Below are 15,082 nucleotides of genomic sequence, written 5' to 3'. Positions count from 1 at the left end.
ACATGTAAACAAGTGATTTTAATTGATTCAATATAAACAGGTTTGAAGTGAGTGAATCATACGTTATTCGGGGGTAATTCAATATGAATAACGCTAAATTATCATTATAAATCAATTAGTTGAATTTATAAAACAGGAAGGATGTCTCATTTGCGAAGAATATAAAGGCTGTAAAGGTGCAAACCAGCTTTCATGTTTAATTCAGCTTTACGGTTTTCAAAAGCATCGACGGCAATGTCTTTTAAAGAATGGAGATTATGCTTTTTTATCGTTCTTTTATGGGATCATGAGCATCATGAAAAATAAAACGCCCCAGAATATAATTGTGTTGTACATTCACGTATTTTTTTAAACCCTTCTCAATATGGTTTTCAGTCCATTTCGTGATGGGGCTTCGTGAAGGGTATAATGATAAAGCCCCATGAAATAAGATAAAATTCATTTATCCTACTTTAGGTTTCATAAAGGTGTAGAATGAGCACCGTCATAGACTTTGCTCGCTCTCAATGTTTCACGAGTCAAGGGTTGTTGAAACGGTTCATAAGAGGTATGCCTTTTTTGTAAAGCTTTTACTCACATGATTTTTCCGCTTGTTGTGGGTAAGCAAGCGTTTTTGATTGATTCAACGTAGAATAGGTTGGAAATGAAAGAATCCTATGATATTCGAGGTTTTCGTTCAATATGAAAAAATGATAAACTATCTTTATAAATCAATATCTTGAATTGCATATGACGTGTAAGGAGGTCATTTTAATGATTTGATGTGAGAGAATCTTCCTGTATTTAGATTTAGATTGAATATAAAAATGATGTATCATGATGATTCATCAATGTGCTGGCTGTGAAGTAAAGCGCATGAAGCGGTGGCGGGTGGAATTTGTCGAAAAGCTAGATTTTTATCGGCGCTGGTTAAAAACTCTATCCTTGAGAGTGCAGAGGATGATAAAAAAATAAAACCAGCAAAAAGCTGGTTTTATCAAAATATCTTATTGTTATGAAAGAATATATTATGCAGCGTAAACAGCTTTGCTGTTTTCAACGGTTTCTTCTCTCTCAGTTTTAAATTCGCGTTTCGGCTTGTTGGAGAGATGCATCTCTATAAGATTAATCGCTTCTGTTTCAGAAAGGCTATTGATAACCGCAATTTCACGCGCCATTCTTTCAAGAGCAGCGGTATAAAGTTGACGCTCAGAGTATGATTGTTCAGGCTGTAGGTTAGAGCGAAAAAGATCACGGACCACTTCAGCGATACAAATAAGATCCCCGGAGTTGATTTTAGCATCATATTCTTGTGCACGGCGTGACCACATGGTTCGTTTCACACGTGCTTTTCCGCGTAAGACTTTTAAAGCGCGTTCGACGGAATCACCAGCAGATAATTTACGCATTCCAACGGAAAGGGCTTTTGCAATGGGGACTTTGACATCCATTTTATCTTTCGCAAAATGAATGACAAAAAGTTTTAATTTATGTCCTGCAACTTCTTGATCTTCAATCGCTATAATTTGTCCCACTCCATGCGTGGGATAGACAATATATTCAGAGGTTGCAAATTCTTTAGTCTTGGAGGACGTTCCATGTTGGGATGCCATAATTTTAGTTTACTCCCTTATGATCAACAAATGCATCGGAAAACAGGTTATAAACCTGAGGGTTGAGTTTTCTTTAACCAAGTATATTGTACCAATTAAGTGAGCATAAAAGCCGAGTACTTTTAAATCCCAAAAAAATACATTGCTTTACTAAAAAAGCGAAGAAAAATACTTAGAAAGATGATCATGTTAGAATAACACTAACATCAAAATTCAAAAGAATCAATCATTTCGCTTAAGGATTTTTTTTATTTTTACAAGAGAAGTCTTTCAATTGTTGAAGAAGGGAATTATACATTGTATCATTACTCTTCTCCACTTCCTGGATTTTCTGAAAAATACTTTTCTAGTTTATTTGGAACGCCATCCATTTCTTTTGCTTGAGGTAAAGGGTCTTTTTTTGTGGTTAAATTGGGCCATTTGTTTGCATAATGAAGATTAAGTTCTAACCACTTTTCTAGTCCTGGTTCTGTATCAGGTACAATGGCTTCTGCTGGGCATTCTGGCACACAAACACCACAGTCGATGCATTCATCAGGATGAATGACCAACATATTTTCACCTTCATAAAAACAATCGACAGGACAAACTTCAACGCAATCCGTATATTTGCAGTGAATGCAGTTGTCGGTTACTACGTGGGTCAAGATCAAACTCCATTTGTTATTTTAATGCTCTTTAGAGGAAAGTGTGTGCGTGTTTTTATGATGGGAGAGTTGATCGCGTAGCACAGCTAATTTCGCAAAAGGTGAATCAGGGTTAAAACGCTTTTCTTTTTGAAAAGGTTTATAATTTGCGCGTTTGTCTTGGGATTTATGGAACTTATGAGAACGTTTTGTTTGTGATGGTGCTTCTTGAGGGAAATTTCCATTCGCATTGCCCTCTTTTTGTACAGCACTCTTCGGTCTATTTTTCCATTTATGTCCAGATTTATCACGTCTTTTTTGTGAGTGGTGGTGAAGTTGATGCTTATAGTACCATAATAAAACGACTTTATCTTCTGCTTTAGGGGGAGTAGCTTTGGCAAAATTTCCAACAGGTTCAGCTGCTGGTAAATGATTGGTGTTATGGGAGTGTTTTTCAATACGAGAGGATGAGGATAAAATATTCAGAGATGAGGTATTTTGTTCTTCTTGTGCTGTTTTGGGTGTATTGATTGTTTGCCATAGACTGCCAACGCATTCTGCTGCTGGAACTTCTTGTGTTGTCCCATTGATAAGGGAAGAGGCTTTGTGTGCAAGGAGATTTTGTTCAAAAACAGTATTGCTTATACTGTGTGATTGGTAGCCAAGTCCTTTGAGAATTTCTTCCATATCATTTCCATTGGCTCCAAGAATGGACATCATGGCTGGGGTTACAAAAAAACTTTTGCCGTCATAGGCTCCATCGGGTTTGGGATCACTTCCTTGCTTCCAATGGAGGGCAGGGCGAATGAGATTGGCAAGACGTTCTAAAATATCAATTCGCACGGCACGTTGTCCTAAGATTCGATAACCGGCTAATTGATAAAATTGACGGTTATAGGTAGGGTCAACACTTAAAGAGGTTCGACCAGCCGATAACGCTGTAAAAATTTCAGCCAAACCCGTTTGGTTTTGTCCTGCATTTTGAAGGTTCCACAAAAGGGTAATGGCTTGAACCGGAACAGGTTTAAGCATTCCTGCAACGTAGATATGAAAAGCGCCAAAACGTATACCTAGACGTCGAAGAATGGCACGTGATTCTTGCGCAAGGTTTTTGACAAGGTCTAAAACTTCGCGGCGGGGTATGACCCCTAAAGAGTTAATCAGTTGTAAGGCAAGACTGTTGGTTGAATCTGTTAAATTATCAGCATTGCGTAAATCAAATAGGGGCTTTAAAGCCGTTTCAAAATGAAAGGTTACAAAGCGCTCTAACCGTTTCACGACGTTATCGCGGGATTCTCCGATGAGTTGTGAGTCTGCTAAGACAATTAATTTGGGTTTGAAAAAATCTTCTGTGGCAACAAGTTGCCCTACAGGTTGACCAATCCAGCGCACAATACCATCAGAACTAAGGGTAAAATCACCATTTGCGCAAGCACAAAAACGTATTGCACGTTTGGAAAACGCAAGAATCAAATGTTCATTCTCTATTGAGCATTGCTCCTCAGTTGTTTGATCGGTATTGTTTTTGTTCGCATAAAAACGAAAACCTTCAAATTTACCCCTTCCGTGTTTTTCAATGAGAATATCATCCTGAAGAATCTCATTCTGTTGAACAATCTTGCTATCCATGATCATTTTCTTTCTCAGTGCGATACTGGTAAAAAGCCTTTTGCGACAACTCCATAATGCTGCTCTTTCTTTAACACGTTTGTTGCGCTTGCTTCAATCACTCTTGTCGTTTTTTGATGGTTCTTTTTGCGCCTTTAAAACTTAGATGCTTCTCTTTTATTCAGTTTTCATTCAGTTGGGATGTTTTATATTTGTATATTACACTTATTAGTTGTAATGTAAGGCTGATTAGTTGTAATGTAAAGCTGAAAGCATAAATAGATTCTCTAAATTTAAAAGGAAACGGAATCGATCATCAAAAAAGCAGCATGTATTTTGTCTGATCATTTTATTTTTTTTGCTGTTTTGCCATGAAAAGTGAAGAGAAAATTTTTTCAAATATTTCATAGGCTAAAAGGCATATGTGGGGGCATTTTACAGGTGAAATTATGTCTTATGACAAGAAGTTTTACCATGATGATGAAAAAAACAATTGCGATTATAAAATTACACGCTAAAGTAGTGAAACAAAAGTGAACAACTTTTGCGTTCTTTTTTAAGAAAGAACAATGATGTCGTTGCCAAATCAATTTTGATAATTTTAATCGCAAGGGGTTATTATGGGTAATCTTTCAAATGCTGTTTATAAAAGCAGCAAAAATTATAGCGATGCAGACAAAAGCTTAGGACGTAATATGATGCGTTCTGCTATGAAAGCACCTTATCTTGAACGACAAAAAGAGCATGATTTGGCTCTGCGATGGAAAGATAAACGCGATGATGATGCGATGCATCAAATTGCAGCGGCTCATATGCGTTTGGTGATTGCTATTGCGAACCGCTTTAAGCGTTTCAAAATGCCTTTAGGGGATTTGGTACAAGAAGGGTATGTGGGACTGTTGGAAGCCGCAGCACGTTTTGAACCTGATCGGGAAGTGCGTTTTTCGACTTATGCAACGTGGTGGATACGCGCTTCTATTCAAGATTATATTTTGCGAAACTGGTCAATCGTTCGTGGAGGAACCAGTTCTTCGCAAAAAGCACTTTTCTTTAATCTGCGGCGTTTGCGCGCAAAATTGGTGCAAGATGATAGTGCTTTGTCAAAACAGGATATTTTTCGTACAATTGCTGAAAAACTCGGTGTTTCCGTACGCGATGTTGAAACAATGGATTTTCGTTTTTCCAGTTCTGATAATTCCTTAAGCGTTTCTGTTTCTGAGAACAGTGATAGTCCCGTTGCAAAGATGGATGTTTTGGTCGATGAGAGCCCTCTTCCTGACGCTTTAATTGAGCAAGTGATTGATGGTCAACGGCGTACGCAATGGCTTTACGATGCGTTGCAAATTCTCAACGAACGAGAGTTGGAAATTATTCGCTTTCGTCGCCTCAATGAAGAGGGGGCTACTTTAGAAGTCTTGGGTGAAAAATTAGGAATTTCGAAAGAGCGTGTGCGCCAAATTGAAGCACGGGCTTTGCAAAAATTGCGTTCTGCTCTCCTTACCGTTCATTCAGAAGATGCTTATGATATATAAGCCGTGATAAGGCTTTTTAGAGGGAAGGAGAATATTACAGGTGCGGGGGTGTGGGGCATGATGAAGCTGGTTTTGAGGGGACCAGCTTTATCAAGCAATACGCTTCTTTACTGGTTCATCGAGCAGTTTTATGAGCAAAAGAAGATTGGAGGGGGAGGCTCGTCTGAGAAGGTCTTAGGAGAGATTCTGTGCAGAAATAATGTTCTGCTCTCCTTACCGTTCATTCAGAAGATCTTCACGATATATAAGCCGTGATAAGGCTTTTTAGAGGGAAGGAGAATATTACAGATGCGGGGGTGTGGGGCATGATGAAGCTGGTTTTGAGGGTACCAGCTTCATTTGTGTATGTGCTTGGGGTAAGGTGTGATACAGACAGACAAGAATTAAGACTATAGCAGATGAAAAAGGAGCCTTATTCGGTGATAATTTTCACTTTTGTACCGGCGCTTAAAGCTTGAGTTGGTGAGAGGGCGTTGAGGATACGAAAGAGTTTTTCTTTGTCTGGTGTGTGTTGCATTTTATTGGCAAGGTTTGCAATATTTTCTCCTTGTTTAACGCGGACAACACGGATTTTTAAGGGTTTCAATTTTTTTAACTGTGAAGTTGAGAGAGGGTGAAAGCTTTGGACCGTTTTTTGGGCAATCTCTGCAAAATTTGGAGAATTATAGGGGGCGGCTGTCAGAAAACGAAAAATATAATTATTGAACAGAATGACAACAACATCAAATTGCCATTGTTCATGGGTTGCACGAGCTTGCGCTCCAAGTAAACTTTGGCCTAGGTATCCTTGATGAGTGAAGCCTGGACGCGTAAATTCTTGATTGGGGAGCCCTTGAATTGTGAGGGGGCGGATAGAGGATGAGTCTAGACCGATAATCCACCCGCTTTTCAAATAATCACTTACAGATATTCCAGCAGGATGAGGAACAACATCAAAACGAATCGCAATTTTATCTGGTCCGCTGGCCCAAACTGTTTGTGCTGAATGTTCTATTGTAAAATTGTTGGGAACAGAAAAAGCAATGCGCCATTGTGGGTGAATAAATTGGTTGCCTCGTAAAAAACCTGTATCAAAGCTTCCTCCAAAAGTCATGCCATCAATGCTTGTGAAAAAAGAATCACGATCAATGATTTTATGATTATCTTTACTGATTTTACGTGCTTTTTCTATTGCAAGCCGAATGCGTTGAGGAGTGGTCGGGTGAGAGGTCAGAAAGTCTAAGGGAGCATTTTGGGTGCCAGAAATATTCTGAAGATGACTATAGGCTTCCATTGTTTGAAGAAAGCGCGGTAAAGCAAATGAATCATATCCTGCTTGTTGAAGCATTTCGAGTGCAAGGGAATCAGCTTCCAGCTCTTGATTGCGGGAAAATTGTGCAAGTTGTTGCTTGTTTTTTAAGGGAGGGTGAAGTTTTTTGTTCATAGAAGAAAGAAGATGTGGAGACATATGATTTGCCATCTTCAATTGGGCTTCTTTTTGCAGACGCAAAATGCCATGATTGGCTCTGATATGTGCCATCTCATGAGCTAAAATTGCAGCAACTTCTGAAGAATCATTGGCGAGTGCCAGCATACCACGGGTGATGTAGATCGAACCATTGGGGAGTGCAAATGCATTGACACTTTCTGAGTTTAAAATTGTTATAAAATAGCTTTGATGAAGATGGTGGGATGCGATTGTTAGTTTACGGATAATTTTTGCTAAAAAGCGTTCAAGTTTTGCATTATGATAGACGCCACCATACATTTGCAAAATACGGGGGTGTTGCAGAGCGCTTAATGTGACATAGATATTGTGATTGTTGGTATGCTTGGTTGTTTCAGAAGAACTGGAAGAGAGCCTATCATTTTGAGAAAGGTGCGTATGACAAGCTGAAAGGAGAAGCATGAAACTGATGAAAGTTACTTTATAAGGGAGAGAGCGAAAAAGAAAATTTCGTTGAGCAATGGCGTGTGTTGGATTTGGATTGCAGTGCAGGTCATCTCTCCGGTGTAGTTTGGCAAATTTCATGGATATCTTTGTATTGTGTGTGTTTTTTAGAAGAAGCTTTAGGGATAAGGATTCGTTTGGCTATATTACGGTTTTTATTTATAAAAAAGGGCTCTCATTGATAAAGAGATGCTAGAGAAAAAAATTGTGAAAGGCAAAGTATGGCATGACAACATTTACGATATTGTTAAATGGAGATCTTTCTATCACTGATCGTTTGCTAAATCAAATTCAAAACAGTCGGGTGATTGCCGCGGATGGTGGTATGCGTCATGCAGCTGCGCTTAATGTGAAGCCTGAGTTATGGTTAGGGGATTTTGATTCGTCTGATCAGACTTTGATAGACAAATATAACCATATTTCGCGTGAGGTTTTTCCCTCTGATAAAGATATGACAGATAGTGCTTTGGCTTGTGAAAGAGCGCTACAAAATGGTGCAAAAAAGCTTATTTTGTGCGGAGCTTTGGGAGGAGAGCGAAGTGACCATAGCCTTTCTCATATGACGCAAGCGTTGATGATGGCTGAAAAAGGTATTTCAGTGTTGTTGACAAGCGGTTTGGAAGAAGGTTGGCCCGTTTTGCCAAAGCTTGCATCATATGATTTACCTAAAGGATGTTTGTTTAGTTTGATCGGTTTTTCTGATTTAAAGGGCTTGACGCTTAAAGGAGTAAAATGGCCAATCTGTGATAAAAATGTGTCATTTGGCTCTTCTTTAACACTTTCTAACCGTATTTGTGGAACCTTTTCTTGCCATTTAGGTTCTGGAAAAGCTATATTGTTAGCGTCTGTGCCTATTCCATAAAGCTCTTCCAATATATTTTGAATAAGGCAGGGGGGGGCCTCGTGATTAAGTACCGACATAAACGATATATTATGTATTGATCTTGAGAAGGAAAGGTTTTGATATGTTAAAGTCAATTTTTAAAGTGGCTGTTGTTTCTGCGATTGGTTTCAGTTCGGTGGCTTGTACGACAAATGATGAACGTGTTGCACGTTACGGTGTGGGCGGAGCAGCAATTGGTGCTTTGGCTGGAACTGCTATTGGTGGAAGCACTGCTGGAGCAGCGCTTACCGGTGCAGCATTTGGTGCTTTGGCTGGAACAGTAACAGGTGAGGCTGTAAATCAAAGAAGACAACAAAAACAGGCATCACAATTGTGTACGTATCGCGGGCGTAGAGGACATGTTTACCAAGCACCTTGTGCGCAAAGAGTTCCAGTACAACAATTATGTACTTACCGTGATGCAAGAGGGGTGATGTATAAAGCACCTTGTCCGCGCCGCGTTCGTTAATGGCGGTGCCATTACTGCGGCTTGACCGCATTTTCCTAACCTTTGGGACAACGCCTTTGCTCAACCAAGCATGTTTATCGGTTGAGCAGGGGGCGCGTATTGCGTTAGTAGGCCGGAATGGTTGTGGAAAATCGACCTTGTTAAAAATTGCCGCAGGAATATTAGAGCCTCATGGTGGCGAAATTTTTCGCCACCCTCGGGTAACACTCCGTTATGTTTCTCAAAATCCGGATTGTTTAGGTTTTGAAGATATTAACGCTTATATGGAAGCGGAGTTGGACGAGACATCTGATGTCCAATGGATCAATACGCTTCGCACAAATTTAGGGTTTTCGGGGGGTGAAAAATTAGAAACGCTTTCAGGGGGTGAAAAGAGGCGTGTTTCATTGTTACGCGCCATTGCAGCAAAGCCGGATATTTTGTTCTTAGATGAACCAACCAATCATCTTGATTTACCAACCATTGAATGGTTGGAAGGAGTTTTGTCTTCTTTGCGTTCGGCGATTGTGGTGATTTCTCATGATCGACGATTTTTAGAAAATGTCACGCGTTCAACGGTATGGCTTGATCGTGGCACAACCAAAAGGCTAGAAAAGCGTTTTTCAGAATTTGAGAGTTGGCGTGATAAAGCGTTGCAAGAAGAAGCCATCGAGCAGCATAAATTGGGGCGCCAAATTGCCCGTGAAGAGCAATGGTTGCGTTATGGTATCAGTGCACGGCGTAAGCGTAATGTACGGCGTTTGAGCGAATTAAAAGACTTAAGACAACGTCATCAAACTTATAAAGGACAGCCGGGAAGTGCACTTTTGAGCGCTGCTAAAAGTCATGATTCTGGTCAACTGGTGCTTGAAGCAAAGAAAATTTCAAAATCTTATGGTGAGCGCGTTATTGTGAAAGATTTCTCTTTACGTATTCAGCGGGGTGCTCGAATCGGTTTGGTAGGGCCCAATGGTATTGGAAAGACAACGCTCCTTTCCGTATTGATTGGGAAAGAAGCCGTGGATAGTGGAACGGTAAGGCATGGCTATAACCTCTCCATGGCATTGCTTGATCAGCAACGTATTGTCAATGAAGAAGAAACTTTGGCGCATTATCTCACGGGGGGAAGGGGCGATACTCTTGTGATCAATGGACAGGAACGGCATGTGGTTTCTTATATGAAAGACTTTTTATTTTTGCCGGAACAAGCACGCACTCCCCTTAAAGAATTTTCAGGGGGAGAAAGAGCACGTCTCATGCTTGCACGTCTTCTTTCGCGTCCTGCAAACTTTTTGATTCTTGATGAACCGACCAATGATTTGGATATGGAAACTTTGGATTTGTTGCAAGAATTTATTGCTGATTTTGCAGGAACAGTGTTGTTGGTTAGCCATGACAGAGACTTTTTAGATCGTACTGTAACCCATATGTTGGCACCAGAGGGCGATGGTCATTGGGTTTTGTATGCGGGCGGCTATAGTGATATGATGGCGCAAAATAAGCAGGCTCTCCGCTTACAACGCAAAGAAATAGAATTATCGCACCGTAAAGCATCTTCAAAACCTCATGCGGGAGCGTTTTCAAAACAGATCTCATCAACAGATCCTAGCTTGATAGCACGGGAGAAAAAAACACCAAGAAGACTGTCTTATAAGCAGGTTTATGCATTGGAAAAATTGCCTGAAGAAATCGCTGTTTTGCAAAATGAAATAAAAAAAATTGAACAAGAGCTTTCTGATCCAGCTCTTTATCGTCGTGATAAAGAACGCTTTGAACGTTTATCAACGGCATTGGAAAAAAAGAAAAATACTTGCACACAAAAGCAAGAAGAATGGCTAGAACTTGAAATTTTACGCGAAGAAATGGAAGCATGTTCACGTTAATGTTTTAGCTTAATATCTAAGCATTTTGATTCGTATGGTATTATTGCTTTATGTAGAACACTTGGGGGTATTGAAGAGTGATACGCCATTAAATTTATAAAGAGCAGATTTTGACACCATACTTTTGACTGCGGCTAAAAATTATGGCACTGGTGAACGGATTATTGAAGCTCTCACTTTGCTATTTATATTTTTATATTTGGCTTTTTTGCACAATTCTTGATAAAGAAAAAACGATTGTAGCGGTGCGTTTTGTCGCAATTTCATCTATGGAAGTATGCTCGCCTCGTCACAGATTTTGTCAGACTCCAATGTTTCTATAGCTTTTAGTCCTTAAGCGCATTCATAAGAAGTCTTTCCTTATCTTTATACCTTGCTCTTTAGACAAGATGTTGATTTATAATAACAATTTATCGTTATTCATATTGAGTTAGAACCTCGAATATCGTAACATTCTCTCATTTCAAAGCTGTTTATCTTGAAACAATCAAAATCACTTGCTTGCACGTCACAAGCGGGGCTGGTGTGTGGGTAAAATTTATACAAGAAAGGATTAAAAAATGGCTCTTATGAACGCTTTCAAGTGCCAAGAGCTGTCGTAACACCGACGAGTTGGCAAAGTGTGTGATAGTGCTGGCTTGCTACTTCATAAGTGTAAAGATGGTGGTGCTATATTATTTCATGGGGGCTTTATCGTTATACCCTTCATGGTCGGCGCCGTGAAATGGGTTTGGGTGCTCTTTGAGAGATGTCTCTTTAAAACAAGCCCGTGAATTGGCAAACCAATGACGCTCTGTTTTACGTGAAGGTCGTGCCCCTATTAAAATACATCAATCTTGCTTATGATGAAAAAGAAAATGATCCTTATTGATTCTCAATGTGATAAGCATTGTGGTGAGAAAAGCTTACTGTATTCACCGTTATGATTTAAGTTTAACATAATGATTTGTCACGATAAATTAACGTGTTATTGGAATGTTTATGGGAGGGGAAAATGATGGCAATAAACACAAAGCGAACAAATTCCACATTGATCGGTTTAGAAGATGCCGTTGAACTGTCTTCTTATTTCTCACGTAATGCGAATCATCTGCGTCTATGGGAACCGTTAAGATCTGATGATTACCACAGCCTAACAGCTTGGGAAACACGAGCCAATGCATTTGCTTATGAAAGCGCACAAGGACAAGCATACCGATATGCCGTACGATTAAAAAATGAAAACACAATCATTGGTGTTGTGAACTTTACAAACGTGGTTCGTGGTGTTTTTCAAGCCTGTCATCTTGGTTTTCTCTTGATGAAAAACAACAAGGCAAAGGCCTTATGTTTGAAAGTTTATCGGCGCTCATAGGTCATATCTTTCATGTTTATCATCTGCATAGAGTGATGGCAAATTATAGACCAGAGAATATAAAAAGCGGACTTTTATTAAAACGCCTTCATTTTGAAAAAGAAGGCTATGCCAAAGATTATTTGATGATTGCTGGAAAATGGAGAGATCACATTCTAACCTCTCGAAGGAATGGTCGATATGAGTCTGTCAATAGATTCGAATGAAGCTCTATTAAGGTCTTTTTACCAGATGTATCAATAAGCTGGTTTTTCCCTCTCCTCAAAGATTAAGATCCTTAACACCTCTTTTTTCCTGTAAAAAGCCCACTCTGTAAAAAGTTCAGACTCTTGTTTAGCGGATTTCAATTGCTGATCCTTTTCAAGGTTTTTCTTCTTATAGAATGAATGGATTGATCATCATAATTTATTTCAATTTAAATGAGCGTTTTGAATAGCGTAAGGTTTTCTCATTTCATACTTGTTTTTAGGGTGAAGCAATCAAAATCTTTTGCTGACACGTGCAGGGAGGGTTGGCTTAAAAGTGGAAGATCTGGTGTGGATAAAAATGATGAGAGAACAAGAATAAAAATGTGCTTTTCATGAATCCTTTTAAATGCGAGGGCTGTTACAATCTTACACATCCTGTGACCAGACGTCTTGTCACAAATTACATGAAATTTTTGTTATTTGGCATAAACGACTCACGGTTAGCAGAATTTTTGTGCATTCACTCATTTTTTCCATTTTTGTAAGAAAATTCCCAATGCTATCGATAGAGTTAATTCATCCCAAGCGCATTTTTATAAAGCTCAATGATTGCTTCTTCTTCCATTCGTTCATGCTCTTCTTTTTTACGCAACCGTATGATGCTTCGAACCGCTTTGCTGTCAAAACCAGAGCCTTTAAGTTCCGTGTATACGTCTTTGATATCGTCAGAAATAGTTTTTTTTTCTTCTTCTAGTCGTTCGATTCGTTCGATAAAAGAGCGTAATTGGTTGACGGATATAGCGTGTGTTTGGTCGGTTACTGTATCATTCATTGTATTTTCTCCAAATTATATGTCTTAAGTTGTTTTTTCGACGATGAATTTATGTTGGAAAAGCTTGAAAAATAAAAAATCAATCAAGCATCATAGTTTTTTTACAAATTGATTTTAAATATTTTGTAAAATTTTTAAAATATATGCCTTGATAAAAGGGCTATAAAAAGAAAAATATATGTTTTAAACTTGAAAAGCTTTTGAAAAAAGAGATGTATGGTTTGTTTTGAGAATTTGCATTATAGAGAAATTTTTTTGATTTTGAAAAAGCAATGTTGGGCGTTTGAGACAAGATTAAAGGTTTTTCTCTTGAGCATTTTGCTCTTGTTTCCCTTTAGTGTTTGTGTAAAAGCAGACTTTAGGGTGTGTAATACGACCCAACAGTCTGTGGGGATTGCTCTTGGATATCGTACGTTTTCAGGGTGGGTGAGCGAAGGATGGTGGGTGGTTCCCGTGACAGAATGTAAAACCTTAATCGAAGGACCTCTTGCCTCGCGGTTCTATTATTTTTATGCGGAAGGGGCGCAAAAAAAAGGAAACTGGGCAGGCTCTGTAACCATGTGTGTGCAAGATAGCCAATTTACCATTCAGGGGGTTCATGATTGTTTTCCTCGAGGATATCAAAAGGCTGAGTTTCAGGAAATCGACACCGGTAATCAAACCAGTTGGATGGTACAGTTAACGGATGATTCTTTACTCAACAATTCAGTTGTCCCTTCTTTTTCAGGAAGTTCTCCACCGTGAAACGTGCCCGTAAAGTAAAAATTATTGCGACTCTTGGTCCTTCTTCTTTTTCCCGTTTAATGATTGAGAAGCTTTTTAGGGCAGGAGCAGATGTTTTTCGCCTTAATATGAGTCATACGGATTGTGACACAATGGGGGATTTGGTCAAGTCTATACGGGAGGTTGAAAAAATTGTTCAACGGCCCATCGGTATTTTGGTGGATCTTCAGGGACCAAAACTGCGTATTGGTCATTTTGCAAAAGGTCAAGAAGATTTATGTGTTGGGCAAAGCTTTACATTAGATCATCGCGATGTGGCTGGTGATGCACGGCGTGTTTTTTTTCCTCATGAGGATGTCTTTTCGGCACTTAAACCAGGGGATCGGTTGTTGATTGATGATGGAAGGGTGGAACTGCGCGCTGAAGTGTGTGATGATCATTTTGTTCAGTGTCGTGTGGTTGCTGGAACCCGTATTTCTGATCGAAAAGGTGTGAGTTTTCCTGATACAGTTTTGCCTTTTGATTCGATGACCTCAAAAGATAAGGCTGATCTTCAGGCTCTGTTACAGTACCCTGTTGATTGGGTTGCACTGTCTTTTATTCAGCGTCCAGAAGATATTATAGCGGTGCGTCAGTTGACGAAAAGCAAGGTGTCTTTGATGGCTAAAATAGAAAAGCCTCAAGCCTTGGAGCATATAGAGAAGATTATTGAAATCTCCGATGGTATTATGATTGCACGGGGTGATCTCGGTGTGGAAATGCCTCTGGAAAGGATTCCTGCACTTCAGATGGAGCTGATAAAAGCTTGTCGTTTAGCTGGAAAACCGGTTGTGGTGGCAACACAAATGCTCGAATCAATGATCACATCTCCTGTTCCCACACGCGCAGAAGTCTCAGATGTGGCTACCGCGGTTTATTCAGGAACAGATGCGGTGATGTTGTCGGCTGAATCGGCTTCTGGTCGTTATCCGGAAGAGGCAGTGCTTATGATGGACAAAATCGCGCGGCAAATTGAACAAGATCACACCTATGCCGCTCAAGTTGGAGCACAACATCCTGCACCAGAATCAACAGGAACCGATGCGATTTCTCTTGCAGCACGTCAGATTGCTGAAACACTTGCGTTAGCAGCTATCGTTGCCTATACGGCTTCAGGAACAACAGGGGTGCGCGCCTCTCGTGAACGTCCCAATAGACCGATTATTGCTTTATCTCCCATTGTGGAAACCGCACGGCGTTTGGCTCTCGTTTGGGGGCTTCATTGTGTGGTGAGCGATGATGCAAAGAATTTAGAGGATATGGTTGATCGAGCAGCAGCCATAGCGTTTCAGGAAGGTTTTTGCCAAGGAGGAGATCGCTTTCTTGTGACAGCCGGTGTTCCCCTTGGAACACCAGGTGCTACCAATCTCTTGCGTATTGCTTCTGTTTCTCCAGATGGCACGAAGGGGATTTGATCTGTTTACGCATGGTATTTTTTCATGCA

General features: G+C 39.9%; 11 protein-coding genes and 2 pseudogenes. 8 read left to right on the top strand and 5 right to left on the bottom strand.

The window, feature by feature from the left end:
• Nucleotides 1-1,007: 1,007 nt before the first annotated feature.
• From BTR_RS10785 to BTR_RS10775, 3 genes are all read right to left on the bottom strand, one after another.
• A complete protein-coding gene (locus BTR_RS10785; protein ID WP_012232472.1) occupies nucleotides 1,008-1,592 on the bottom strand; it encodes a CarD family transcriptional regulator in 585 nt (194 codons plus the stop codon).
• Between the two features lie 305 nt (nucleotides 1,593-1,897).
• The gene (gene fdxA / locus BTR_RS10780) at nucleotides 1,898-2,239 is read right to left on the bottom strand and encodes a ferredoxin FdxA (RefSeq protein WP_012232471.1); all 342 of its coding nucleotides are present in this window, start codon (nucleotides 2,237-2,239) and stop codon (nucleotides 1,898-1,900) included.
• A 21-nt stretch (nucleotides 2,240-2,260) separates the two neighbouring features.
• Entirely contained in the window at nucleotides 2,261-3,853 is a 1,593-nt protein-coding gene (locus BTR_RS10775) for a hypothetical protein (RefSeq protein ID WP_012232470.1), read from the bottom strand.
• A 593-nt stretch (nucleotides 3,854-4,446) separates the two neighbouring features.
• On the opposite strand from BTR_RS10775, the gene BTR_RS10770 reads away from it, so the two are divergent.
• Nucleotides 4,447-5,358 (top strand): RNA polymerase factor sigma-32, encoded by a 912-nt coding sequence (locus BTR_RS10770; protein ID WP_012232469.1) that lies wholly within the window; start codon nucleotides 4,447-4,449, stop codon nucleotides 5,356-5,358.
• A gap of 412 nt (nucleotides 5,359-5,770) precedes the next feature.
• Here the strand turns inward: BTR_RS10770 and BTR_RS10760 are convergent, their stop codons facing one another.
• A complete protein-coding gene (locus BTR_RS10760; RefSeq protein WP_012232468.1) occupies nucleotides 5,771-7,369 on the bottom strand; it encodes a M48 family metalloprotease in 1,599 nt (532 codons plus the stop codon).
• A gap of 145 nt (nucleotides 7,370-7,514) precedes the next feature.
• Between BTR_RS10760 and BTR_RS10755 the strand changes: the two genes are divergently transcribed.
• The 5 genes and pseudogenes from BTR_RS10755 to BTR_RS10740 all read left to right on the top strand — a co-directional run bounded on the left by BTR_RS10755 (nucleotide 7,515) and on the right by BTR_RS10740 (nucleotide 12,062).
• Nucleotides 7,515-8,150 carry a thiamine diphosphokinase gene (locus BTR_RS10755; protein WP_012232467.1) on the top strand — a complete coding sequence of 212 codons (636 nt, stop codon included), beginning with the start codon at nucleotides 7,515-7,517 and terminating at the stop codon, nucleotides 8,148-8,150.
• 103 nt (nucleotides 8,151-8,253) lie between these two features.
• Nucleotides 8,254-8,640: a glycine zipper domain-containing protein gene (locus BTR_RS10750; protein WP_012232466.1), complete on the top strand. Its 387-nt coding sequence runs from the start codon at nucleotides 8,254-8,256 to the stop codon at nucleotides 8,638-8,640.
• Nucleotides 8,640-10,502 carry an ABC-F family ATP-binding cassette domain-containing protein gene (locus BTR_RS10745; protein ID WP_012232465.1) on the top strand — a complete coding sequence of 621 codons (1,863 nt, stop codon included), beginning with the start codon at nucleotides 8,640-8,642 and terminating at the stop codon, nucleotides 10,500-10,502. The genes BTR_RS10750 and BTR_RS10745 overlap by 1 nt, the downstream gene beginning before the upstream one ends.
• Before the next feature lie 620 nt (nucleotides 10,503-11,122).
• Nucleotides 11,123-11,288: pseudogene (locus BTR_RS13590) on the top strand (Arm DNA-binding domain-containing protein); the annotation flags it as partial.
• A 211-nt stretch (nucleotides 11,289-11,499) separates the two neighbouring features.
• Nucleotides 11,500-12,062: pseudogene (locus BTR_RS10740) on the top strand (GNAT family N-acetyltransferase).
• A gap of 553 nt (nucleotides 12,063-12,615) precedes the next feature.
• Here BTR_RS10740 and BTR_RS10735 read toward each other — a convergent pair.
• The gene (locus BTR_RS10735; protein ID WP_005774567.1) at nucleotides 12,616-12,876 is read right to left on the bottom strand and encodes a DUF2312 domain-containing protein; all 261 of its coding nucleotides are present in this window, start codon (nucleotides 12,874-12,876) and stop codon (nucleotides 12,616-12,618) included.
• Nucleotides 12,877-13,092: 216 nt separating this feature from the next.
• On the opposite strand from BTR_RS10735, the gene BTR_RS10730 reads away from it, so the two are divergent.
• The gene (locus BTR_RS10730) at nucleotides 13,093-13,620 is read left to right on the top strand and encodes a DUF1036 domain-containing protein (protein WP_012232464.1); all 528 of its coding nucleotides are present in this window, start codon (nucleotides 13,093-13,095) and stop codon (nucleotides 13,618-13,620) included.
• A complete protein-coding gene (gene pyk / locus BTR_RS10725; protein ID WP_012232463.1) occupies nucleotides 13,617-15,053 on the top strand; it encodes a pyruvate kinase in 1,437 nt (478 codons plus the stop codon). Before BTR_RS10730 ends, pyk begins: the two co-directional genes overlap by 4 nt.
• Nucleotides 15,054-15,082: the final 29 nt, after the last annotated feature.

The organism is Bartonella tribocorum CIP 105476 (genome assembly GCF_000196435.1).
Taxonomy (GTDB): Bacteria; Pseudomonadota; Alphaproteobacteria; order Rhizobiales; family Rhizobiaceae; genus Bartonella; species Bartonella tribocorum.
Note: the sequence above shows the minus strand (reverse complement) of the source record. Positions and strands in the feature narration are given on the sequence as shown.

What these genes read in the sequence shown, in the direction of transcription:
- BTR_RS10785 (WP_012232472.1), bottom strand. Translation starts at nt 1,592, where the DNA reads ATGGCATCCCAACATGGAACGTCCTCCAAGACTAAAGAATTTGCAACC.
- BTR_RS10775 (WP_012232470.1), bottom strand. Translation starts at nt 3,853, where the DNA reads ATGATCATGGATAGCAAGATTGTTCAACAGAATGAGATTCTTCAGGAT.
- BTR_RS10770 (WP_012232469.1), top strand. Translation starts at nt 4,447, where the DNA reads ATGGGTAATCTTTCAAATGCTGTTTATAAAAGCAGCAAAAATTATAGC.
- BTR_RS10760 (WP_012232468.1), bottom strand. Translation starts at nt 7,369, where the DNA reads ATGAAATTTGCCAAACTACACCGGAGAGATGACCTGCACTGCAATCCA.
- BTR_RS10755 (WP_012232467.1), top strand. Translation starts at nt 7,515, where the DNA reads ATGACAACATTTACGATATTGTTAAATGGAGATCTTTCTATCACTGAT.
- BTR_RS10750 (WP_012232466.1), top strand. Translation starts at nt 8,254, where the DNA reads ATGTTAAAGTCAATTTTTAAAGTGGCTGTTGTTTCTGCGATTGGTTTC.
- BTR_RS10745 (WP_012232465.1), top strand. Translation starts at nt 8,640, where the DNA reads ATGGCGGTGCCATTACTGCGGCTTGACCGCATTTTCCTAACCTTTGGG.
- BTR_RS10735 (WP_005774567.1), bottom strand. Translation starts at nt 12,876, where the DNA reads ATGAATGATACAGTAACCGACCAAACACACGCTATATCCGTCAACCAA.
- BTR_RS10730 (WP_012232464.1), top strand. Translation starts at nt 13,093, where the DNA reads ATGGTTTGTTTTGAGAATTTGCATTATAGAGAAATTTTTTTGATTTTG.